The sequence below is a fragment of the Mesorhizobium sp. P3_B5 genome (assembly GCF_056402815.1).
On sequence record NZ_JBFUGR010000003.1, the window covers coordinates 435059 to 455615 of the forward strand.

Genomic DNA, 20557 nt, shown 5'->3' on the forward strand with positions numbered 1-20557 from the left:
AATCAGCCAAAGGCCAGCGGTTCGGTCTTGCGGATCCGCGCCTGCTCGATCACCGCCTCGAGCAGGGCCGTGTTGTGCTCGGGATCCTCGCCAGGCTTCTCGAACGACACGTAGTTCACCACCACCGATGCCTTGTGTTCGCTCAGCGTCAGCTGGAAATAGACGGTGACGCCGGGCGGCCTGAGTTCCAGATCGAGCACGATGCGCGGGCTGCCGCTCCAGTCGACATGCGCCTCGCCGCCATGGCCGAGCCGCAACGTTCCCGGCAGGAAGAACAGCTCGACGGCCGAATCCACCAGATCCGACAGGCAGGCGAAATGCTCCAGCCGGATGAAGGCGATGTAGTCGGCGACATCGATGAGCCGCAACTCGTCCACCACCTGCTCGATGGCGTTGGCGACGATGATCTCGCGGGATTTTGCGTGCGGTTGGCGGTTCATGAAATCTGTCTGCGCTCAGCCTTTTTCGAGTAGACGATCCGCACCAGTTCGGCGACGGCCTGGTAGAATTGCGACGGGATCACGCTATCAACCGAAACTTGCTTGTACATGGAGCGGGCGAGCGCCACGTCTTCGAAGATCGGGATATTGTGCTCCCTGGCGATCTCGCGGATCTTGAGCGCCACCAGATCCTGGCCTTTGGCCAGCACCACGGGGGCCGCATCCTCGTCGCGGACATATTTCAGGGCGATCGAGAAGTGTGTCGGATTGGCGATGATCAGCGTCGCGCGCGGCACCGCCGTCATCATCCGCCGCCGTGCCCGATCGCGTGCCAGCGACCGCAGCCGCGACTTGATGATCGGGTCGCCTTCCGACTGCTTCATCTCGTCCTTGACCTCCTGCTTGCTCATGCGCAGATCCTGCTTCCAGTGGAAGCGGGACCAGACGAGGTCGACGGCGGCAATCAAGGCCATGACGAAGACGATCGCCACCAGGATATCGACGGCGATACCCCTGATGACGAGACCGAAAGCGACCGGGTTGGTGATCATGCCGGTCAACAGCTTGCGGTGGTCTTCCGACAGCGTGAAGACAAGCACGGCGATGGCAAAGCCAAGCTTGCCGAGCGATTTCAGGAACTCGACCCAGCCCTGAACGCCGAACATCCGGCTCCAGCCCTTGGCAATCGAGATGCGCGACAATTGCGGCCTGATCCGCTCGCCGACGAATTGCGGCATGTTCTGGAACACCGAGGCGCCGACACCGGCCACGACCAGCAGCACCAGCAGGCTCAAGACAGCTCGACCGACCTCCGTGATGACGGTTTTGTAGAGCGCAATGACGTCGGTCTCGGTCTCCATCGGCCACGCCTCCGGCTTCTCCAGGAACATCGACAGGAACGTGCCGAGATCGACGATGGCATCCTTGGCGTAGAAGACGGTGAACACCAGTATGGCGACGAAGGAGGCAAGGATCGCGGTTTCCCGGGAATGGGGCAGCTTGCCCTGTTCGACGGTGTCGCGGATCTTCTTTTCGGTCGCGTCTTCGGTTTTCGAGTCTTTGTCGACCGCGTCAGCCATTTGGTGTCAGCCGCTTTGAGCAATTCCAGGAAAGTGTGAGCGGTTTCCGCCCGGAATTGCGAAAAAAGAGATAGAATGTCAGGCTGCTTCGCTCTGCTGCGACGAGGGAAGTTCGAAGGCCCCCTCGCGCGAAAGCCGGATCGTCGTCACCGAGACTGTCTTGCGTGCCGCCATGATGTCGGCAAGCGCGATCCCTTCCGAGCCCTGTCCGAGTTCGGCTTCGATCATGCGCCGCGACCGCGCGCCGATCGCCGACAGCACCGCTTCGGTCAATCCGGGCGGCGCGCCGCGCAGGGCCAGCGTCACCAGTTCGGTCGACAGCCCGTCGAACAGCAGCACGCGCGCCTTCTGGGTGAGCAGCGGCAAATCGTCGAAGGAAAACAGCCGCGACCTGACGCCGCCGAGATCGGGCGTGCCGGCTTCTTCCAGATCCTGCATGACCTCTTCGAGCTGAGGCTTGTCCATCTCGTTGAGCAGGCTGGCGACGCGCGCCTGTCCGGCCGATGTGTCCTTGGTCGAGGTCTGCGCCAAGATGCTGTTGCGCAACTGGTTTTCGACGATCTTCGTGGCCGCGTCCGGAACGCTGGCCAATGTCACCATGCGCTTGATGATCTCGCTGCGCATCGGCTTGGTCATGGTCAAGAGCACATTCGCCGCTGCTTGCGGCGAAAGCTTCGCCAGCACCATGGCCGCGGTCTGCGCATGTTCGCCGGCAAGGAAGGTACCGAGGCGCTCCGGTTCGAGCTTTTCCAGCTCGGGCCAGATCGGCGGCGGACCTTCCGGCGCGACCTCGAACCGTTTGTCGCCCATGATGGCGCTCATTTCTTCCGGCGACAGCGATTCATTGAGGATGGTGTCCATCCTGTCGGCGGAATCGAGCAGCCCCGCCCCTTCGGTGAATTCGGCTTCGAATTCGGCGACGATGCGTTCGAGATCGCTTTGCGGAATCGTGCGCAGCAGACGCGCACCCTCGATCAGCGCCTTCAATTCTTCCTGCTTGAAGAATTTCAGCAGCCGACTGGCCGAGGGCTTGCCCATCGCCACCAGGATCGCGGCGGCCTTTTGCGGGCGCGTCAGCGTCATCAGCGTCGTCATGCCGTCCGCTCCCACCGCCGATGACCCCGCGCGTCGCTCATATCTAAGCGCCCTTTGCCGCTGCGATGATTTCGGTCAGCCTGATGCCGAAGCGCGATGGATCGCTTTCCAGCACGGTGATTTCGCCGCGCGCTATCTTGCGGCCATTGACCACCACGTCGACCGGTTCGCCAATGCGGCGGTTCAGCGCCACCGTCGAGCCCTTCTGCAGCGCCATCAATTCCGACACCGGCATCTCTGTGCTGCCAAGGATGATCTGCACATCGACAGGTATCGTCATGATGACATTCGAATTGGTGCCGGAAGCTGCCCGGAAGGCGGCGTCGGGCCGCTTTTCCTCTTCCTGGAGAACGCCGCGCAACTCTTCGATGGCCCGGTCGAGCTGTTCGTCCGGTTGATCGGGTTCGGCTTCCACCTTGGTCTTGGCCATGCGTCGTCTCCAAAAAGCTCAAGCTCGCCCGGCATCAGCCTGGCATAAGCCCATCGATGAAGTCCTGTCCGGCGTCGTATGGGTGCCGGATGCGGACGGTGTAGTTTTGTCCCAGCTTGCCGAATTCGCACACGAACAACGTCTTGTCGCGCGCGCTCAGCCGCGCTTGCGACTGCGCGGTCTCCTCGAATTCGATGACCTGGCCGGCCTCGAAATCGGCGATGTCGCCAAGTGTCAGCCGGGCCAGCGGCATGGTCGCCTCGAGCGTCACCATCGAGCGCATGACCTCTTCCGAAAAGCGGGCGCGCCAGTCGGAATTCACGCTGTCGGCCTCATTGCCGTTGGCCGCAATGCCGCGGGTCGCCAGCAGAATGCGCTGCGGGATCATCACCGTGACCGTTCCGGTATCGGTCGGCGTCGAGATACCGAAGACGATGCGAACCGCGGCACCGTCGCGCAGCACGCGGCGCTTGGCCTCCATGCCGGACATCGCCCGCGGCACCGGCAGCCGCAATTCCAGCGACCGGCGGCCCGAACCGTTGAGGGCTTGCGCGACCTCCTGGAACACCATCGTCGCCACATCCGTCTCGATCTGCGACAGATCGCGCTCGATGGGTGATACGGCCAGATCCGGATCGCCTCCGAACAGCGCGCAGACCATGACTGCGATCGCCGGTGAATCGATGACCAGCGTCATCGCATCGGAGGATGTCGGCGAGGCAATGATGGTCAGGGCAAACGTGTCGCCGGCATGCGCGCGCGCATCGGGGACGCGGCTGACTTCGACCGCCCGCAGGTCGACGGTGACCGGAGCGCCAAGCTCGTTGGCCAGGCTTTTCTGCAGCAGCGGCAGCGCACGTTCGCCCATCGACCGGCCGGTTCCGATGACGTGAGCGGCCTCGCCGCTGTCACCGACCAGACGCTCGATGATCAGGGAACGGGTTTGCGACGGGCTGCCTGGGCTGGTCATGACGGCGCGCGGCCCCGTCTTTTGTCACCCATGTGTCTGTTGTCGCGCATGGCTCAGGCCGCTTTCTTCTCGGCGGACGCGGTGTTCATCGTGCTCTGCTCAACGGCGTCGATCGTCGGCCGCTCATAGGAAGAAATGGTCTTGCGGCCGAACTCGATCGCCACCTGCGGCAGCGCGCCGTTCATGTAGGCCAGCAGCGTCTGCTTGACGATGATGTAGAGGCGGTTCTTCTTCTCGCGCACAGTCTTGATCTTGGTGGCGACCGGCCCGACCACCGCGTAGGACAGGAAGATGCCGAGGAAGGTGCCGACAAGGGCGGCGCCAATCAGGCCGCCGAGGATTTCCGGCGACTGGTCGAGCGCGCCCATCGCCTTGACCACGCCGAGCACGGCAGCGACGATGCCAAGCGCCGGCAGGCCGTCGCCCACCGCCACCAGCGCATGATAGGCCTTCATCTTGTCGGATTTGATGGTCTGGATTTCCTCGTCCATCAGCGCCTCGATCTCATGCGAGCGCGCATTGCCGATGATGATGATGCGGCAGTAGTCGCAGATGAAATGCGTCAGATCGTGGTTCTTCAGCACGGTCGGGAAGGCCTGGAAGATCGCCGATTCCTCCGGGTTGTCGATATGCGCCTCGACCTCGCTGCGCGACTTGGAGCGCAATTCGCGCATCAGGCTGTGCAGCACGCCAAGCGTTTCGAGATAGTCCCGCTCCTTCGGCACCGCCTGCTTGAAGGCTTCCAGAATGCCTTTGCCGGTATCCTTGACGGTCTTCATCGGATTGGCGACGAGGAAGGTGCCAAGTGCCGCGCCGCAGATGACCACCGCTTCCCATGGCTGCATCAGCACGTGAAGATGGCCGCCCATGGCCATGAAGCCGCCGAGAACGCAGCCGAGCGTCACCACAAGTCCGATCAGAATGCCCACAAACGGTCCTTCCGCATTTCAACGAGATCAACGGATAGTCCTCGTGCCTTGTGTGAGGCTTGAATCGCGCATCACGAACCGATTCAGCCTCGCGCAAGCAAGTCGGCATACTCTGCTTTGAACGCTGCGACCGGAGGCACGTCGTGTTGAGCACATTTACCAGCTACCAGCTCATCGCCAGGGACATCCCCAAGGCGATCGACCAGGTCGAGGCGCAGCCGATCACCAAGCGCGACACCGACTACTATCTGGCCAACATCGGCAGCGTGAAAACGATCGACGATTTCGTCAAGAACACCCGCCTGTTCACCTATGCCATGAAGGCCTTTGGCCTTGGCGACATGGCTTACGCCAAGGCCTTCATGGTCAAGGCCCTGAAGGAGGGCGTGTCCGACTCCGACAGCTTCGCCAACAAACTGTCCGACAAGCGCTATGCCGAGTTCGTGAAGGCGTTCAATTTCGCGGCCTTGGGGGAGAATGCCACGAGCTACAATCCGGCGCAGCAGGGTGTGACCAACAATTATAGCGTTCAGGTCTCGGCCGGCGTCTCGCAGAGCGGCTTCAGCTACTACAAGGGCGAGACCTCCTACTATCTGAGCAATATCTCCAACGTAAAATCGATCAACGACCTGATGGGCAATGACCGCCTGCTCACCTATGCGATGGCCGCATTCGGGCTCGACGCCGACAGCGAACCGGCTGCGACCGTGCGTGCGATGCTGGAAGGTGGCGTCACCGATCCGAACAGCCCCGCAAACACGTCGACCAACAAGGGCTATGCAGCCTTCGTCGCTGCCTTCGACTTCGCCCAATATGGCGACCAGACAACGGCGCGCGACGCCGCCCAGCTGGCGGTTCCAAAAGCTGTCATAGGCGGAACCGGATTGGTGCTGGTCAAGCCAACCGCGCAATACATCAAGGGCGAGGCTGACTACTACGCGGCAAACATCTCCAAGGTGAAGTCGATCGACGATCTCCTGAAGGACAAGCGCCTGCTTACCTTCGCCATGGCTTCATATGGTTTGGATGCGTCGACCGAAACGGCCAAGCAGATCCGCACCATGGTCAACGGCGGCGTCACCGATCCGTTCAGCCCTGCAAACCTGTTGTCCGACAAGAGCTACGCCAACTTCGTCACCGCTTTCGATTTCGCCCAGTATGGCGATCAGACGACCACGCGCGACGCGGTGCTGAAGATCACGCCGAAGCTATATACGAGCGAGTCCAGTCTAGGCCTCATCAAGCCGAATGCGGACGCTATCCAGGCCGAGACCAGCTACTACCTCGCCAACATCACCAAGGTGAAGTCCATCGACGATCTGATGGCCGACAGCCGCCTGTATAATTATGCGCTGTCCGCCAGCGGGCTCGATCCGGCAACCACCAACACGGATCTCGTCCGCGACGTTCTGGAGGGCGGCGTCAGCGATCCCGACAGCGTCGCCAACAAGCTCAGCAACAAGGCTTACGCCAGGCTCGCCACCTCGCTGAATTTCGAGGCTTACGGCGAAGCGGCAACGACCCGCAGCCCGTCACAACAGCCGGTCGTCGACAAATACATGCGCCAGACGCTGGAAGAAGATGCCGGCAAGACCAATGAGGGCGTGCGGCTGGCGCTCTATTTCGAGCGCAAGGCGTCGACCATCACCAGCTGGTACGACGTTCTGGCCGACACGGCACTGTCCAGCGTGGTGCGCACCGCGCTCGGCCTGCCCGATTCCTTCGCCTCCGCCGACATCGACAAGCAGGCGCAGGCCTTCGAGCAAAAGCTTGACCTCACCGATTTTACCGACCCGGCCAAGCTCGAGAAGTTCCTGACCCGCTTCACCAGCCTGTGGGAAATCAATCACCCAACCTCGACGGCATCGACATCGGTCGGCGTGCTGTTTGCCCAACCGACCTCTGCCGGCATCTCGACCGATCTGATGATGGCGATGCAGAAAATGAAATTCTGAGAGCACCATGCAGGACAGCCTCTACGTCGCCCTTTCGTCGCAGATCGCGCTCGAGCGCCGCCTCGACACCATCGCCGACAATGTCGCCAACGCCTCGACCATCGGCTTTCGCGCCACCGGCGTGAAGTTCGAGGATGTCGTCTCCGGCACCGGGCCGAAGTCCGTGTCCTTCGCATCGACAGGCAACACCTATCTTTCCAGCGCGCATGGCGCGATGACCGAGACCGGCAACCCGTTCGACTTCGCCATCCAGGGCGACGCATGGTTCGCCATCGACACGCCCGCCGGCACCGTGATGACCCGCGACGGGCGTTTTTCGATGAACGAGAACGGCGAACTGATGTCGATCGAGGGCCACCCGGTGCTTGATTCCGGCGGCGCGCCGATCCAGCTCGATCCGCGCGATGGTCCGCCCAAGGCGGGCGCCGACGGCTCGCTGCGGCAAGGCGACAAGCTTGTCGGCGCCATCGGTCTCTACGATTTCGACCCGGGGCAGAATTTCGTCCGCTACGGCAATTCGGGCATCGTTCCCGCCCGCACGCCCGAGCCGGTCACCGACCGCTCCGATATCGGCGTCGCCCAGGGCTTCCTCGAGGAATCCAACGTCAATCCGGTGCTGGAAATGACGCGTCTGATCATGGTTCAGCGCGCCTTCGAGAACACGGCGGCGCTGATGCGCCAGACCGATGCGTCCACTGACGACGCCATCAAGACGCTCGGCTCCAAGTAGCGGCATGTCGACCGGCCCATTGATACGCGCGCTTGAAAAACTGCCCGAAGCGGTGCCGGAAGACCGGCTTGCCGCGCTGGAGCGGATCTGGCGCCGTTTCGACGACACGGACATATTGCTGCGGCGCGGCGGTCGCGTCGCCGAGGTTTCTTCCACGCACTACAAGGTACGTGGCCTTTCCGAAGTCGCCAGGTTGGGCGATCTCGTCGAGCAGCGCGGCCATGCTGGCACGCGCCGCGGCGAGATCGTCAAGATCGGCCGCGACGAGGTCGTCATCGCACCATTCGAACGCAGCGCCGATGCCGGCATCGGCGACGCCGTGTTTCGCCGCGGTCCGCTGACGGTGACGCCGCATGCCTCATGGCGCGGGCGGGCGATCGACGCGCTCACCCGCGTCATCGACGGCGGTCCGGCCTTGATCAGGAATGACGGCGCTGCAAGCGGCGATGGCACGACACCAGGCGCCATGTCGCGGCAGCGCGTCGGCACCTCGTTCATGACCGGCGTCAGGGTCATCGACATCTTCACCCCGCTTTGCTTTGGCCAGCGCCTCGGTGTCTTTGCCGGCTCGGGCGTCGGCAAGTCGACGCTGCTCGCCATGCTGGCCGGGGCCGAAGCCTTCGACACCGTCGTGGTAGCGCTGATCGGCGAGCGTGGCCGTGAGGTGCGCGAATTCCTCGAGGATACGATCGGCGCCGAAAGCATGGCCAAGACCGTCGCTGTCGTTGCCACCAGCGACGAGAGCGCCATGATGCGCCGGCGCGCGCCGGACACCGCCATGCGCGTCGCCGAGCATTTTCGCGACCAGGGCCACCGCGTGCTTCTGGTGCTGGATTCGATCACCCGTTTTGCCCATGCGCTGCGCGAAGTGGCCACGGGAACCGGCGAGCCGCCGGTGGCGCGCGGCTATCCCGCCTCCGTCTTCACCGACCTGCCCAAACTGCTGGAGCGCGCCGGACCAGGCGTCGAAGGCCCAGGGATCAAAGGCCAGGGGTCGATCACAGCCATCATTTCGGTGCTGGTCGACGGCGACGACCACAACGACCCGGTTGCCGATTCGGTGCGCGGCATCCTCGATGGCCATGTCGTGCTCGACCGGGCCATCGCCGAGCAGGGCCGCTATCCGCCGGTCAATCCGCTATCGTCGATCTCCCGCCTTGCCGACAAGGCATGGAGTGCCGAGCAGCGCATGCTGGTAACCAGACTGAAGTCGATGATTTCCCGCTTCGAGGACACCCGCGACATCCGCCTGCTTGGCGCCTATCAGGGCGGCGCCGACGCCGAACTCGACATCGCGGTGCGCCAGGTGCCGCTGATCTACGAAGCGTTGACGCAGTCGCCCAGGGATCGCGCCTCGACCGATCCATTCTCCGACCTCGCCCGTCATCTGAAAGGCAAGCAAAGTGTCGATGCAGGAGACTGAGCTTCAGTACACTGAGCGCCTTTTGCGCGAGATGATTGCCGAGGCCTCGGCTGCGGAAGAAGCGCGGGCGAACGAAGCGAAATTTGCCAAGGCAAAGGCTGATCGCGCCAAGGCAGCCAAGACCGAGGCGGTTCTGGCCAGGGCAGCCAGGCCATTCTTGCCGAGAGTGGTCAAGCCTGCGTTGCCCGAGCCTGCTTTGCCCGGATCCGCCTTGCCCAGCCTGCCCGAGCCTGCCCTGCCGGGCGTAGCCAACCTTGCCTTGCCGGGCCGGGCCGGGCCATCCATGCCCGGCGCAGTCAAGCTTGCCTTGCTCAGCGCGCCCAAGGCTGCTTTGCGCAGTGTGACCAAGCTCGCATCGCGCAGCGTAGCCAGGCTAGCCAAGCCCGCCTCGCGCAGCGTGGCGAAGCCTGCCTTGACAGGAGAAGCCAAGCTGGCCTCTCGCAGAATAGTCGAACCTGCCTTGCTCGACGTCGCCAAGCCTCCATTGCCCAGTTCAGCGAGGCCCTCCCCTCCCAGCCCGCCCAGGCCTTCATCGCCGAGGGCTCCTCATGCCGAGCTTGTCGACGCGATCGCCGCCAGTCGTGACTCCCTTCTCGACGGGCTCTTTCCAGCCACCGAATGGCCGCAGCCGCCAAAGACGCAGTTTCCCAGGCTGAAAAAGAAGGATGATCGGCGCAGCGATTTCGTCGTCGCCGCGCTCGGCCTCACGCTCGGCCTGATTTGCGCGCTGTTCCCCTGGTATATCTTCTTCAATCAGGACCAGTTCGGCGTCCAGGCCATCAAGTTCGGCGGCAGCGGCACCAATGCCGGACGCACCGCTGGTGGCTCGCAAATGGAAAATGCCGGCGCGCCGTTGACGGCCAAAGATGTTCCTCCTGATGTCGATCTGTTGGCCACCGGCACGCTGCAGGACACCACTGTGAATCCTCCCGGTGTCGACGAACAACCCTTCCCGGCCGACGTCGGGAAATTCCGTATGGTCCATGTCGCCAACGGCCGCGCCATGATCGAGGACGACGCCGGCCTGTGGATCGTCCAGCGCGGCTCGAAACTGCCGGATTCCAGCATCGTCTCGTCGATCGAGCAACGCGGCGGCAAATGGGTTCTGGTCACCAGCACCGACCAGGTGATCGAACTCTCCAAGTAGCAGCCCCTTCACGCTGCGCGGTGTCGGGCTCCGCGCAAGGCCCGCGCAAGACTGGCGGCCTAGTCTCTGGAAACCTGCCCGGAGATTCCCATGGAGCCCGTCAACCTTTTCGATCTCGCTGCCAAGCAGTCGCAGTGGCTGGCTGTGCGCCAGTCCGCCATTGCCAGCAACATCGCCAACGTCAACACGCCGGGCTACACCGCCGGCGATGTCGAACCCTTCGACAAGGTCCTCGACCGCACGGCGGTGTCGCTCAACGCCACCCAGGCCGGTCATCTCGGCAGCGCGGCGACCAATGCCGGCTTTACCGTCAAGCCTCAGGAAACCACCGGTTCGATCATGCCGTCGAAGAACACGGTGGTGCTGGAAAACGAGTTGATGAAGGCTGGCGAAGTCCGCCGCTCCTTCGAGCTCAACACCGCGATCGTCAAAGCATTCCATTCGATGATGATGATGGCTGTGAAGAGCTGACCATGGACGCATTGACCGCAGCCCTCAAAGTCGCAGCATCCGGTCTCGGCGCCCAGTCGGAGCGCTTGCGTGTTGTCTCGGAAAACCTCGCCAATGCCCAGTCGACCGGCGACACGCCCGGCGCCGATCCCTATCGCCGCAAGACCATCAGCTTTGTCTCGCAGCTCGACCGGTCTTCCGGCGGCTCGCTGGTCGAGGTCAGTTCGATCGACCGCGATCCGGCCGCCTTCCCTGTCGAATTCCAGCCCGGCAACGAAGCCGCCGACGACAAGGGCTACGTCAAGATGCCCAACGTCAATGTGCTGATCGAGATGGCCGACATGAGCGAGGCCAACCGCTCCTACGAGGCCAACCTGCAGGTCATCAAGCAGGCGCGCGATCTGATTTCCATGACCATCGACCTGATGAGGAACCAGTGATGATCGGCGGCATTGGCGGCATCGGTGCACTTCAACTCAAACCTGAAATCGGCGGCACCGACGCGGCGACGAACCTGTTTCAGGGCGGTGCCGCACCGCTGGCCGGCACCGACATCGGCACCACCTTTGCCGAAGCGCTCAGCCAGGCCGCGTCGAAGACGGTCGGCACCTTGCAGAATGCCGAGCAAGTATCGCTCCAGGCGCTCAAGGGCGACGCCGACACCCGTCAGGTCGTCGATGCCGTCATGAGCGCCCAGCAAGCGCTGCAGACCGCCGTCGCCATCCGCGACAAGGTCGTTTCCGCATATCTCGAAGTCAGCCGCATGGGCATCTGAGGAACCTCGCTATGAAAGCACTCGCCATCGCCGCCACCGGCATGAATGCCCAGCAGACCAATCTGGAAGTCATCGCCAACAACATCGCCAACATCAACACCACCGGCTACAAGCGCGCCCGCGCCGAATTTTCCGACCTGCTCTATCAGGTCGACCGCACGCAAGGCGTGCCCAACCGCTCCAATTCATCGCTGGTGCCGGAAGGCGTCTCGATCGGCCTCGGCGTCAAGACCACGGCGGTGCGCAACGTGCACACCCAGGGCGAACTGACCAGCACCGGCAACAGCTTCGACATGGCGCTCACCGGCCGGGGTTGGTTCCAGATCGAGGGCGCCGACGGCGGCACCCTCTACAGCCGCGCTGGCGCCTTCAACACCAATGCCACCGGCCAGCTGGTGACCGTCGACGGTGCCAATGTCATTCCGGCCATCACCGTGCCGACCGATGCGATCGAGGTCATCGTCAACAAGACCGGCCAGGTGTTCGCCCGCATCGATGGCCAGACCGACCTCCAGCTGCTCGGCCAGCTGCAGCTCGCCAACTTCGCCAATGAAGCCGGTCTCGCGCCGCTCGGCGACAATCTCTTCCAGGAAACGGCGGCTTCAGGCCCGGCCAATGTCGGCGTGCCCGGTGACCCCGGTTTCGCCACCGTCCAGCAAGGCTATCTCGAGGCGTCCAACGTCGATCCGGTCAAGGAAATCACCGAGCTGATCTCGGCGCAGCGCGCCTATGAGATGAACTCCAAGGTCATCCAGGCCGCCGACGACATGGCCTCGGTCGTTTCCAAGAACATCAGGTAACAGACGATGTTCAAGCCGGTCTCCCGCCCTGCATTCTGCCGCGCCGCGCTGCTCATCGCGCTGGTGGCCGGCGGCATGCCGGCTGTTGCGCAGGAGACCACAGACCAGACCGCAAACCAGTCGGCCAACCAGATCGCCAGCAACCAGGCCGCCGGCGATGTCGTGCTGATCCCCAACCGGGTCATCTATCCCGGCGAGACCATCGAACCGGGTGCCCTCAAGCAGGTGACGCTCATCCCAGGCAAGCACAGGCCGGATGCCGTCGCCACCAGCGCCGACGAACTCGACGGCAAGGTCGCCAAGCGCACGCTGCTGCCCGGCCGCTACATCCCGGTCGCCGCCATCCGCGAGGCCTGGCTGGTGGAACAGGGTGCAGCCGTGCAGGTCTATTTCATCGCCGGCGGCCTCACCATTTCGGCCACCGCCGTGACGCTGCAGCCAGGTGCTGCCGGCGATCTCGTCAAGGTCCGCAACATCGACAGCGGCAAGATCTTCTCCGGCACGGTGATGGCCGACGGCTCGATCAGGGTCAGCGCTTCATGAGGCGCGGGCTTGCCCTTGTGCTTGCGGCTGTGCTCGGCCTGCAGCCGGCGCTGGCCGACGGGCTGACGCCGAAGCAAAAGCGCGAACTCGCGGCCAAGAATGGCGGCGCCTTCAACGACCCGGAATACGACCCGGCAACCACCACCCGCATGTTCAAGGTGTCGAACGGGCCAAGCACGCTGCCGCCCGGCCAGGTCGCGTCGCGCATCAAGGACATTGCCCAGTTGCAGAGTTCTCGGGACAACCAGCTTGTCGGCTATGGTCTGGTCATTGGTCTCGCCGGATCGGGCGACAGCCTGCGCAACTCGCCCTTCACCGAACAGTCGATCCGCGCCATGCTCGAAAATCTCGGCATCGCCACCGAGGGCGGCAGTGCGCGAGCCAAGAACGTCGCCGCCGTCATCGTCACCGCCAACATGCCGCCCTACGTCCAGTCGGGAGCCCGCATCGACATCGATGTCTCCTCGATGGGCGATGCCACATCGCTCGCCGGCGGCACGCTGGTGATGACGCCGCTGAAGGCGGCCGACGGCGAGATCTATGCTGTCGGACAGGGATCGGTCATCGTTTCCGGTTTCACCGCCCAGGGCCAGGCCGAGCAGCTGACGCAAGGCGTGCCGACCGCCGGACGGGTGCCGAACGGCGCCATCGTCGAACGTGCTGTCCAGGCCGAGTTCGAAGATCAGGCTTCACTGACCCTGCAGCTGCGCAATCCCGATTTCTCGACTGCCGTTCGCATCGCCGACGCGGTCAACGACTACACCTCCCAGCGCTTCGGCATGCGCGTGGCGGCAGAGCGCGATGCCCGCACGGTACAGATCAGAAGGCCGAAAAACGTTTCGGCGGCCCGCTTCTTTGCCGAGATCGAGAACCTGGTCGTCGAGTCGGACACGCCGGCCCGCGTCGTCATCGACGAACGTACCGGCACCATCGTCATCGGCAACGAGGTCAAGATCTCGCGGGTCGCCATCAGCCACGGCACGCTCACCGTGCGCATCACCGAGCAGCCGAAAGTGGTCCAGCCGGAACCCTTCTCCAAGGGCGTGACCGCGGTTGAGCCTTTCACCACCATCGAGGCCACGCAGCCCGACGCCCGCGTCGCCGTGCTGGACGGACCCGACCTTCAAACGCTTGTGTCCGGCCTCAACCGTCTCGGCGTCAAGCCGGACGGCATCATTGCCATCCTGCAAGGCATCAAGTCGGCCGGCGCCCTGCAGGCCGATCTGGTTCTCCAATAGGCCCATGCCGATGATCGATCTTCTTCGCCGAAAGCATCACCGCAACGCCAGGGCAGTCCTGGCGGCCTGCGCCTTCGCACTTCTCGCCGGCGGCCCTGCCCGCACCGAGGAAGCGGTTCGACAGGTGTTGCCGGGCGCGCCGCCGCCGGCAGCTCCGCAGCAGCTGGCGCGGGAGAAGGCGCCGGATCAAAGCGAGATCGAGCGCTTCTGCTCCAACATTGCCGACGCCGCCCGCGACCGACGCTACATGCTGCAGGCAGAGGAACTGAAGCAGCTGCAGGCCGGCATCGACCAGCGCATGAAGGCATTGGACGACAAGCGGGCCGAATACGAGCAATGGCTGAAGCGGCGCGAAGTCTTTCTGGCACGCGCCGAGGACGGTGTCGTCAAGATCTATGCCGGCATGAAGCCCGATGCGGCTGCCGAGCGCCTGGCGATGGTCAATATCGACCTCGCCGCCGCCATCCTGATGAAGCTCGATTCGCGCAAGGCCAGCATCATTCTCAACGAAATGGACCAGAAGGCGGCGGCAGCGCTCACCGGCATCATGGCCAGCGCCGCCCGAAGGGTAGATCCGTCATGATCCGCAGAACGCTCATCCTGCTCGGCGTCGCCGTCCTGTCCGGCTGCGGCTCCGACCTCAGGGAGGTCGGCAGGGAGCCGGCGCTGTCGCCGGTCGGCTCCGGCATCACCGGCAGCACCAACGCTCCCTACAGCTATCCTGAGGCGCCGCCGGCGCCGGTGAAGAAATTTTCGCTGTGGGACGATCGCCAGAGCCGGCTGTTCACCGATCCGCGCGCGCTGCGCGATGGCGACATCCTGACCGTCAGGATCAAGCTCAACGACAAGGCCAACTTCAAGAACCAGAACGACAGGAGCCGTACCGCCGGCCGCAAGCTCGGTTATGACGTCAACGTCGGTTGGGAAGGTGCCAGCACGAGCGGCAAGGGCGACGCCGGCTTGAGTTCCAGCACCGAAACCAACGCGGACGGCGAGATCAAACGCTCGGAAAACCTGGAGCTCAATGTCGCCGCCGTCGTCACCGAGGTGTTGCCCAATGGCAATCTGCTGATCAAGGGATCGCAGGAGGTGCGTGTCAACGCCGAACTCCGGGTGCTCACCATTGCCGGCATGGTGCGGCCGTCCGATATCGGCGCCGAGAACACCATCTCCTATGAACGCATCGCCGAGGCCCGTATCTCCTATGGCGGCCGCGGCCGCGTCAGCGAGATCCAGCAGCCTGCATATGGCCAGCAGATCCTTGATCAAGTCCTTCCTTTCTAGGATCGGGAGAATCGCACCGTGGCCAGCGTCGAGCAAATCGAACCCAAAAAGGGACCTTCCCTCGTCATCCAGCTGGCGATGCTGCTCGCGGTGACGGCCGCCGCCATCGGCATGGGCTGGATGTCCGGTGGCTATCTGAAGGGTGTCGGAGGACCAGTGCCGGTGCCGGCGGCGCCGGAGAACCAGGCCAACGCCGAGCAGCCCGCCGCCGCGCATGAGCAGCCGGGCGCAGGACCGACGCTTGTGGCACTGGCGCCAATCACCACCAATTTGGCGGCGCCCGCCGACGTCTGGATAAGGCTGGAGGCGTCGGTGCTGTATGACGCACCGCAACCGACGACGGTTTCCGACGACATCCATCAGGATCTGCTGGCCCTGGTCCGCACCTTGAAGATGCACCAGATCGAGGGCGCCAGCGGCTACCAGCATTTGAAAGCCGACCTCGAGGAGCGCGCCGCGATCCGCAGCGGCGGCCATGCCAAACAGGTCCTCATCAAGACATTGCTGCTCGAATGAAGAAATTCCTCATCGCCTCGGCGATCGTCATTGCCGCCACATCTGTCGCCGCCGCCCAACAACTGGACCTCGGTGGCATCGGCAAGACCGACGGCACGACCGTCGGCTACATCATCCAGATGTTCGGCCTGCTTACCGTGCTGTCGGTGGCGCCGGGTCTGCTGATCATGGTGACCAGTTTCACCCGCTTCGTCATCGCCTTCTCGATCCTGCGCGCCGGCATCGGCCTGCAATCGACACCGGCCAATCTGATCCTCATTTCGCTGTCGCTGTTCATGACTTTCTATGTCATGGCGCCGACCTTCGACCAGGCCTGGAACACCGGCGTCAAGCCGCTGATGGACAACCAGATCAGCCAGACCGAAGCGTTCGGGAAGATCTCGGATCCGTTTCGCACCTTCATGCTGCACAATGTGCGCGACAAGGATTTCGATCTTTTTGCCGACCTCGCCCGCGAGCGCGGCCAGGTGGTTGCCAAGGAGACCGTCGACCTGCGCATCCTGGTCCCGGCCTTCATGATCTCGGAAATCCGGCGCGGCTTCGAGATCGGCTTCCTGATCGTGCTGCCGTTCCTGGTCATCGACCTGATCGTCGCCACCATCACCATGGCCATGGGCATGATGATGCTGCCGCCGACCGTCGTCTCTTTGCCTTTCAAGATCCTGTTCTTCGTCCTGATCGACGGCTGGAATCTTTTGGTCGGCAGCCTGGTGCGATCTTTCAACTGATCGTTTTCCGGCCGGCGCCGCATTCGCTCAAGTTTTACGCAATATATTTTCGATTAACCGTCCCGTTTAGCCGTTTGGTAGGGACTTGCCCGCATATTCGCCTGCAGATGGCGGGTGATCGGGTCTCACGATCATTGGCATGATGCCGCTCCGTCATACCGGACATACCGGTATGTCAAAAAAACACCTGTAAAAAACAAGGTACGAGTAGCCATGTCCAGTATCATGACCAATGCCTCGGCGCTGACCGCGCTGCAGAGCCTGAACAACACCAACAAAGCCCTCGAACAGACCCAGTCGCGCATTTCGACCGGCTACCGCGTCGCCACCGCCAGCGACAACGCCGCCTATTGGTCGATCGCGACCTCGATGAAGTCCGACAACAAGGCGCTTTCGTCGGTCCAGGACTCGCTCGGCCTCGGCGCCGGCAAGGTCGACACCGCCTACACCGCCATCAATGACATCAAGGACCAGGTCGATCTGATCAAGACCAAGCTCGTCACCGCTCGTGGCGCCAGCCAGGAAGATCAGCAGAAGATCTCGACCGAAATCAAGGCCATCCAGGCACAGATCAAGTCGTCGGTCACCAACGCCAACTTCGCCGGTTCGAACCTGCTGCAGAACAACGCCGCAGCCGCGTCCGACCTGAAGATCGTTGCGTCCTACAACCGCACCGGCGCGACCGTCACCATCGACACGATCGATGTCACGGCTGCCGATACGCAGGTTCTCGACGTCGCCGGCACGGGCGGCATCGTCGGCGGCCTGCTCGCCGCGGCGTTCTTCGACCCGAGCAGCGCCCAGGTCTCGGCCGCTGCCATCGACACGGCACTGGGCAGCGTTGAAACCGCGCTTGGCAAACTGTCGACGGGCGCTGCCTCGCTCGGCGCCGCCAAGTCGCGTATCGACACTCAGAAGAGCTTCCTCTCCAATCTGAGCGACTCGATCGACAAGGGCGTCGGCGCGCTGGTCGATGCCGACATGAACAAGGAATCGACCCGTCTGCAGGCCCTTCAGGTCCAGCAGCAGCTCGGCGTCCAGGCGCTGTCGATCGCCAACGGCAACTCGCAGTCGATCCTGTCGCTGTTCCGCGGCTAATCGCTTCCGCTTCACGACGAAGCAAGGCAATAAATCGGGCCGCGCCATCAGCGCGGCCCGTTTTCTTTTGTGCACAACCCATCGCCCTGAAACTTGCCGCTTCTTGCCGGCCTGCATCACTTTTAAGAAGGCATTAACCATATCGCGCTACTCATGGTTAACCATTCACTACAGACCGGTCGGCATGACGCCCTCCTGTCGAACAGGGTTGACCAGGCATGTGCGAGCAAGCCTGTTTTTAAAAGGGGTGTATCTTGGCAAGCATCATGACGAACGCCGCGGCGTTGACTGCACTTCAGAGCCTTAACGCCACCAACAAGTCGCTCGAAACGACGCAGGCGCGCATTTCGACCGGCTACCGCGTCGCCACCGCCAGCGACAACGCCGCCTACTGGTCGATCGCTACGACCATGCGCTCCGACAACAAGGCGCTTTCGGCCGTCCAGGACGCGCTTGGCCTCGGCGCCGGCAAAGTTGACACCGCCTACACCGCCATCACCGACATCAAGGACCAGGTCGACTCGATCAAGGCCAAGCTGGTCACCGCCCGCAGCGCCAGCCAGGACGACCAGCAGAAGATCGCGACCGAAATCAAGGCCATCCAGGCACAGATCAAGTCGTCGGTCACCAACGCCAGCTATGCCGGCTCGAACCTGCTGCAGAACGACGGCTTGGCCGCGTCCGACCTGAAGATCGTTGCGTCCTACAACCGCACCGGCACGACCGTCGCCATCGACACGATCGATGTCAAGGCTGCCGATACGCAGATCCTCGACCTACCTGGCACCGGTGGCATCGTCGGCGGCCTGCTCGCCACGGGGTTCTTCGATCCGAGCGCCGCCCAGGTCACTCCTGCCGCCATCGACACGGCACTGAACAGCGTTGAAACCGCGCTTGCCAAGCTGTCTACCGGCGCTGCCTATCTCGGCGCCGCCAAGTCGCGCATCGACACCCAGAAGAGCTTCCTCTCCAATCTGAGCGACTCGATCGACAAGGGCGTCGGCGCGCTGGTCGATGCCGACATGAACAAGGAATCGACCCGGCTCCAGGCGCTTCAGGTCCAGCAACAGCTCGGTATCCAGTCGCTCTCGATCGCCAACGGCAACTCGCAGTCCATACTGGCGCTGTTCAAGAGCTAAGGTCCCGGCTGATCTCTCAATTTCGTCGAAAGGCCGCGCCCCGAGCGCGGCCTTTTCGTTTGCGCCTATCATCTTCGCACAAGCTTCGCGGTCTACTGTTCCTGCGGACAGTCATGCTGGGAGCGATTGAATCGTGCCGGAACAGATCCAGAGGATCATCTCCAATCTCCAGGGGTTTGGCGTCAAGCGCCTCGCCATGCTGGCTGGCATCGCCGCGCTGGTGATGACCGTCATCGGCGTTGCTTCGGTGTATCTCAACCGCCCGGCCTACGACACGCTCTATGTCGGGCTCGAACGCTCCGATGTGAACCAGATCGGTCTCGTTCTCGGCGAGGCGGGCATCGGCTTCGACGTCGGTCCTGATGGAACCACCGTGCTGGTGCCGGCCGGCACCACCGCCCAGGCACGCATGCTGCTCGCCGAGAAGGGCCTGCCGACCAGCGCCAATGCCGGCTACGAGCTGTTCGACAATGTCGGCTCGCTCGGCCTGACATCCTTCATGCAGCAGATCACCCGGGTACGGGCGCTGGAAGGCGAGATCGCCCGCACCATCCAGTCGATCTCGGGCATCAAGGCCGCGCGCGTCCACATCGTCATGTCCGAACGTGCCAATTTCCGCCGTGACGAACAGCAGCCCTCTGCCTCGGTCGTCATCCGCTATTCCGGCATTGACGCCGAAAAGAGCGCCATGTCGATCCGCCATCTCGTTGCCGCCGCCGTTCCCGGCCTGTCGGCCGACAAGGTCACCGTGCTCGATTCCAACGGCAACCTGCTGGCGGCCGGCGATGATCCCTCCAACACCAGCGCCGCCCGCACGCTCGGCGTCGAGCAGACCGTCGAAGCGCAGATCGGCGACAACATCCGCCGCGCCTTGACCGCCTATCTCGGCCCCGACAATTTCCGCGCCAGCGTCAAGGCCGACGTCAACACCGACACCCGCCAGACCGAAGAGACGATCTTCGATCCGGAGTCGCGCGTCGAACGCTCGGTGCAGTCGGTGCGCGCCAACGAGAACAACAGCCAAAAGCAGGCGTCGACGCCGGCCAGCGTCGAGCAGAACCTGCCCGAGACCCAGGCGACCAGCACCGACGGGCCGCAATCGTCCTCCGAGAACGACCGCAAGGAGGAGATCACCAATTACGAGATCAACTCCAAGAAGATCGCCACCGTCTCCAACGGCTATTCCGTCACCAAGATGTCGATCGCCGTCGTCGTCAACCAGCAGCGCCTGATGACCATCCTCGGCAAGGACGCCACGCCGGAGCAGATCGCCAAGCGCGTCGCCGACATCCAGAAGATGGTGCAGTCGGCAACCGGCTTCGATGACAAGCGCGGCGATATCATCGATGTCTCGGCGGTCGAGTTCATCGACGGGCTGGATGGCGAGCCGATCGAGCAACCCGGCATGCTTGCATCGATCGGAACCTATGCCGGCACGTTGATCAACGCCGGTGCATTCATCGTCGTCGTGTTCCTGGTCGCCTTCTTCGGCCTCAAGCCGATGGCCGCCTCGCTGACCGCGAAGGCCACTCCTGCTCTGGCCGGCCCGAGCTTCGACGATGTCCAGCGCTCGCTGCCGACGCCCGAAGCCAGCGCCGCTTCCGAAGCGTCTTCCGCTCCCGTCGCCGCCCTGCCCGGCACTCGATCTTCCTCGACCCCGCTTGACGATTTGCGCCAGAAGATCAGGCCGGCACCGCAGGATCGTCTTGCCCGCATGGTCGACATCAATGAGGAGCGCACCGCGCAGATTCTGCGCAAATGGGCGGCCCAGGAAGTCGCGGGGTAGAC

Annotated in this window: 23 protein-coding genes; 17 read left to right on the plus strand and 6 right to left on the minus strand. The window is 63.3% G+C overall.

Annotated features, from left to right (window positions below; all coding sequences use genetic code 11):
• Window positions 1–2: 2 nt before the first annotated feature.
• The 6 genes from AC1DVW_RS11770 to motA all read right to left on the minus strand — a co-directional run bounded on the left by AC1DVW_RS11770 (window position 3) and on the right by motA (window position 4943).
• Complete coding sequence (locus AC1DVW_RS11770; protein WP_477245795.1) at window positions 3–440, minus strand: hypothetical protein; 438 nt, start codon at window positions 438–440, stop codon at window positions 3–5.
• Window positions 437–1519 carry a flagellar biosynthesis protein FlhB gene (gene flhB, locus AC1DVW_RS11775; protein ID WP_477323235.1) on the minus strand — a complete coding sequence of 361 codons (1083 nt, stop codon included), beginning with the start codon at window positions 1517–1519 and terminating at the stop codon, window positions 437–439. The genes AC1DVW_RS11770 and flhB overlap by 4 nt, the downstream gene beginning before the upstream one ends.
• A gap of 78 nt (window positions 1520–1597) precedes the next feature.
• Window positions 1598–2614, minus strand: a complete 1017-nt coding sequence (locus AC1DVW_RS11780) for a flagellar motor switch protein FliG (protein WP_477273033.1) — start codon at window positions 2612–2614, stop codon at window positions 1598–1600.
• Window positions 2615–2657: 43 nt separating this feature from the next.
• The gene (fliN, locus tag AC1DVW_RS11785; RefSeq protein WP_477273035.1) at window positions 2658–3044 is read right to left on the minus strand and encodes a flagellar motor switch protein FliN; all 387 of its coding nucleotides are present in this window, start codon (window positions 3042–3044) and stop codon (window positions 2658–2660) included.
• Window positions 3045–3078: 34 nt separating this feature from the next.
• Window positions 3079–4014 (minus strand): FliM/FliN family flagellar motor switch protein, encoded by a 936-nt coding sequence (locus AC1DVW_RS11790; protein ID WP_477323237.1) that lies wholly within the window; start codon window positions 4012–4014, stop codon window positions 3079–3081.
• A gap of 53 nt (window positions 4015–4067) precedes the next feature.
• Complete coding sequence (gene motA, locus AC1DVW_RS11795; RefSeq protein WP_112559342.1) at window positions 4068–4943, minus strand: flagellar motor stator protein MotA; 876 nt, start codon at window positions 4941–4943, stop codon at window positions 4068–4070.
• 143 nt (window positions 4944–5086) lie between these two features.
• Here motA and AC1DVW_RS11800 point away from each other — a divergent pair, with 143 nt between their 5' ends.
• From AC1DVW_RS11800 to fliF, 17 genes are all read left to right on the plus strand, one after another.
• The gene (locus AC1DVW_RS11800) at window positions 5087–6898 is read left to right on the plus strand and encodes a DUF1217 domain-containing protein (protein ID WP_477323239.1); all 1812 of its coding nucleotides are present in this window, start codon (window positions 5087–5089) and stop codon (window positions 6896–6898) included.
• A 7-nt stretch (window positions 6899–6905) separates the two neighbouring features.
• The gene (gene flgF, locus AC1DVW_RS11805) at window positions 6906–7628 is read left to right on the plus strand and encodes a flagellar basal-body rod protein FlgF (RefSeq protein WP_477323241.1); all 723 of its coding nucleotides are present in this window, start codon (window positions 6906–6908) and stop codon (window positions 7626–7628) included.
• A gap of 4 nt (window positions 7629–7632) precedes the next feature.
• Window positions 7633–9051, plus strand: coding sequence for a flagellar protein export ATPase FliI (fliI, locus tag AC1DVW_RS11810; protein WP_477323243.1), 1419 nt, complete (start codon window positions 7633–7635; stop codon window positions 9049–9051).
• Entirely contained in the window at window positions 9038–10198 is a 1161-nt protein-coding gene (locus AC1DVW_RS11815; protein ID WP_477323245.1) for a hypothetical protein, read from the plus strand. Before fliI ends, AC1DVW_RS11815 begins: the two co-directional genes overlap by 14 nt.
• Before the next feature lie 90 nt (window positions 10199–10288).
• Window positions 10289–10669, plus strand: a complete 381-nt coding sequence (gene flgB / locus AC1DVW_RS11820) for a flagellar basal body rod protein FlgB (RefSeq protein ID WP_477323247.1) — start codon at window positions 10289–10291, stop codon at window positions 10667–10669.
• A 2-nt stretch (window positions 10670–10671) separates the two neighbouring features.
• Window positions 10672–11088, plus strand: coding sequence for a flagellar basal body rod protein FlgC (flgC, locus tag AC1DVW_RS11825; protein WP_477245814.1), 417 nt, complete (start codon window positions 10672–10674; stop codon window positions 11086–11088).
• Window positions 11088–11423, plus strand: coding sequence for a flagellar hook-basal body complex protein FliE (fliE, locus tag AC1DVW_RS11830; RefSeq protein WP_477323249.1), 336 nt, complete (start codon window positions 11088–11090; stop codon window positions 11421–11423). Before flgC ends, fliE begins: the two co-directional genes overlap by 1 nt.
• Window positions 11424–11434: 11 nt before the next feature.
• Window positions 11435–12223 (plus strand): flagellar basal-body rod protein FlgG, encoded by a 789-nt coding sequence (flgG, locus tag AC1DVW_RS11835; RefSeq protein ID WP_477273051.1) that lies wholly within the window; start codon window positions 11435–11437, stop codon window positions 12221–12223.
• A gap of 6 nt (window positions 12224–12229) precedes the next feature.
• The gene (gene flgA, locus AC1DVW_RS11840; protein ID WP_477323251.1) at window positions 12230–12766 is read left to right on the plus strand and encodes a flagellar basal body P-ring formation chaperone FlgA; all 537 of its coding nucleotides are present in this window, start codon (window positions 12230–12232) and stop codon (window positions 12764–12766) included.
• Window positions 12763–14004, plus strand: a complete 1242-nt coding sequence (locus tag AC1DVW_RS11845) for a flagellar basal body P-ring protein FlgI (protein ID WP_477323253.1) — start codon at window positions 12763–12765, stop codon at window positions 14002–14004. The genes flgA and AC1DVW_RS11845 overlap by 4 nt, the downstream gene beginning before the upstream one ends.
• Before the next feature lie 4 nt (window positions 14005–14008).
• A complete protein-coding gene (locus AC1DVW_RS11850) occupies window positions 14009–14587 on the plus strand; it encodes a MotE family protein (protein ID WP_477323255.1) in 579 nt (192 codons plus the stop codon).
• Window positions 14584–15288 (plus strand): flagellar basal body L-ring protein FlgH, encoded by a 705-nt coding sequence (gene flgH, locus AC1DVW_RS11855; RefSeq protein WP_477323257.1) that lies wholly within the window; start codon window positions 14584–14586, stop codon window positions 15286–15288. The genes AC1DVW_RS11850 and flgH overlap by 4 nt, the downstream gene beginning before the upstream one ends.
• Window positions 15289–15306: 18 nt before the next feature.
• Entirely contained in the window at window positions 15307–15804 is a 498-nt protein-coding gene (locus AC1DVW_RS11860) for a flagellar basal body-associated FliL family protein (RefSeq protein ID WP_477245828.1), read from the plus strand.
• Window positions 15801–16532, plus strand: coding sequence for a flagellar type III secretion system pore protein FliP (gene fliP, locus AC1DVW_RS11865; protein WP_477245829.1), 732 nt, complete (start codon window positions 15801–15803; stop codon window positions 16530–16532). The genes AC1DVW_RS11860 and fliP overlap by 4 nt, the downstream gene beginning before the upstream one ends.
• 213 nt (window positions 16533–16745) lie before the next feature.
• On the plus strand, window positions 16746–17630 hold the full coding sequence (locus tag AC1DVW_RS11870) for a flagellin N-terminal helical domain-containing protein (RefSeq protein ID WP_477273061.1): 885 nt from the start codon (window positions 16746–16748) through the stop codon (window positions 17628–17630).
• Window positions 17631–17884: 254 nt separating this feature from the next.
• Window positions 17885–18769 (plus strand): flagellin N-terminal helical domain-containing protein, encoded by an 885-nt coding sequence (locus AC1DVW_RS11875; RefSeq protein WP_477245833.1) that lies wholly within the window; start codon window positions 17885–17887, stop codon window positions 18767–18769.
• A gap of 133 nt (window positions 18770–18902) precedes the next feature.
• Window positions 18903–20555, plus strand: a complete 1653-nt coding sequence (fliF, locus tag AC1DVW_RS11880; protein ID WP_477323259.1) for a flagellar basal-body MS-ring/collar protein FliF — start codon at window positions 18903–18905, stop codon at window positions 20553–20555.
• The last annotated feature ends 2 nt before the right edge of the window (window positions 20556–20557 follow it).

Coding starts and splice junctions, on each gene's coding strand:
- AC1DVW_RS11790 (WP_477323237.1), bottom strand. CDS start 4,014: ATGACCAGCCCAGGCAGCCCGTCGCAAACCCGTTCCCTGATCATCGAG.
- flgH (WP_477323257.1), top strand. CDS start 14,584: ATGATCCGCAGAACGCTCATCCTGCTCGGCGTCGCCGTCCTGTCCGGC.
- flgG (WP_477273051.1), top strand. CDS start 11,435: ATGAAAGCACTCGCCATCGCCGCCACCGGCATGAATGCCCAGCAGACC.
- flgC (WP_477245814.1), top strand. CDS start 10,672: ATGGACGCATTGACCGCAGCCCTCAAAGTCGCAGCATCCGGTCTCGGC.
- flhB (WP_477323235.1), bottom strand. CDS start 1,519: ATGGCTGACGCGGTCGACAAAGACTCGAAAACCGAAGACGCGACCGAA.
- flgF (WP_477323241.1), top strand. CDS start 6,906: ATGCAGGACAGCCTCTACGTCGCCCTTTCGTCGCAGATCGCGCTCGAG.
- AC1DVW_RS11850 (WP_477323255.1), top strand. CDS start 14,009: ATGCCGATGATCGATCTTCTTCGCCGAAAGCATCACCGCAACGCCAGG.
- AC1DVW_RS11770 (WP_477245795.1), bottom strand. CDS start 440: ATGAACCGCCAACCGCACGCAAAATCCCGCGAGATCATCGTCGCCAAC.
- flgB (WP_477323247.1), top strand. CDS start 10,289: ATGGAGCCCGTCAACCTTTTCGATCTCGCTGCCAAGCAGTCGCAGTGG.
- AC1DVW_RS11815 (WP_477323245.1), top strand. CDS start 9,038: ATGCAGGAGACTGAGCTTCAGTACACTGAGCGCCTTTTGCGCGAGATG.
- fliE (WP_477323249.1), top strand. CDS start 11,088: ATGATCGGCGGCATTGGCGGCATCGGTGCACTTCAACTCAAACCTGAA.
- AC1DVW_RS11870 (WP_477273061.1), top strand. CDS start 16,746: ATGTCCAGTATCATGACCAATGCCTCGGCGCTGACCGCGCTGCAGAGC.
- fliP (WP_477245829.1), top strand. CDS start 15,801: ATGAAGAAATTCCTCATCGCCTCGGCGATCGTCATTGCCGCCACATCT.
- AC1DVW_RS11780 (WP_477273033.1), bottom strand. CDS start 2,614: ATGACGACGCTGATGACGCTGACGCGCCCGCAAAAGGCCGCCGCGATC.
- flgA (WP_477323251.1), top strand. CDS start 12,230: ATGTTCAAGCCGGTCTCCCGCCCTGCATTCTGCCGCGCCGCGCTGCTC.
- AC1DVW_RS11845 (WP_477323253.1), top strand. CDS start 12,763: ATGAGGCGCGGGCTTGCCCTTGTGCTTGCGGCTGTGCTCGGCCTGCAG.
- fliI (WP_477323243.1), top strand. CDS start 7,633: ATGTCGACCGGCCCATTGATACGCGCGCTTGAAAAACTGCCCGAAGCG.
- fliN (WP_477273035.1), bottom strand. CDS start 3,044: ATGGCCAAGACCAAGGTGGAAGCCGAACCCGATCAACCGGACGAACAG.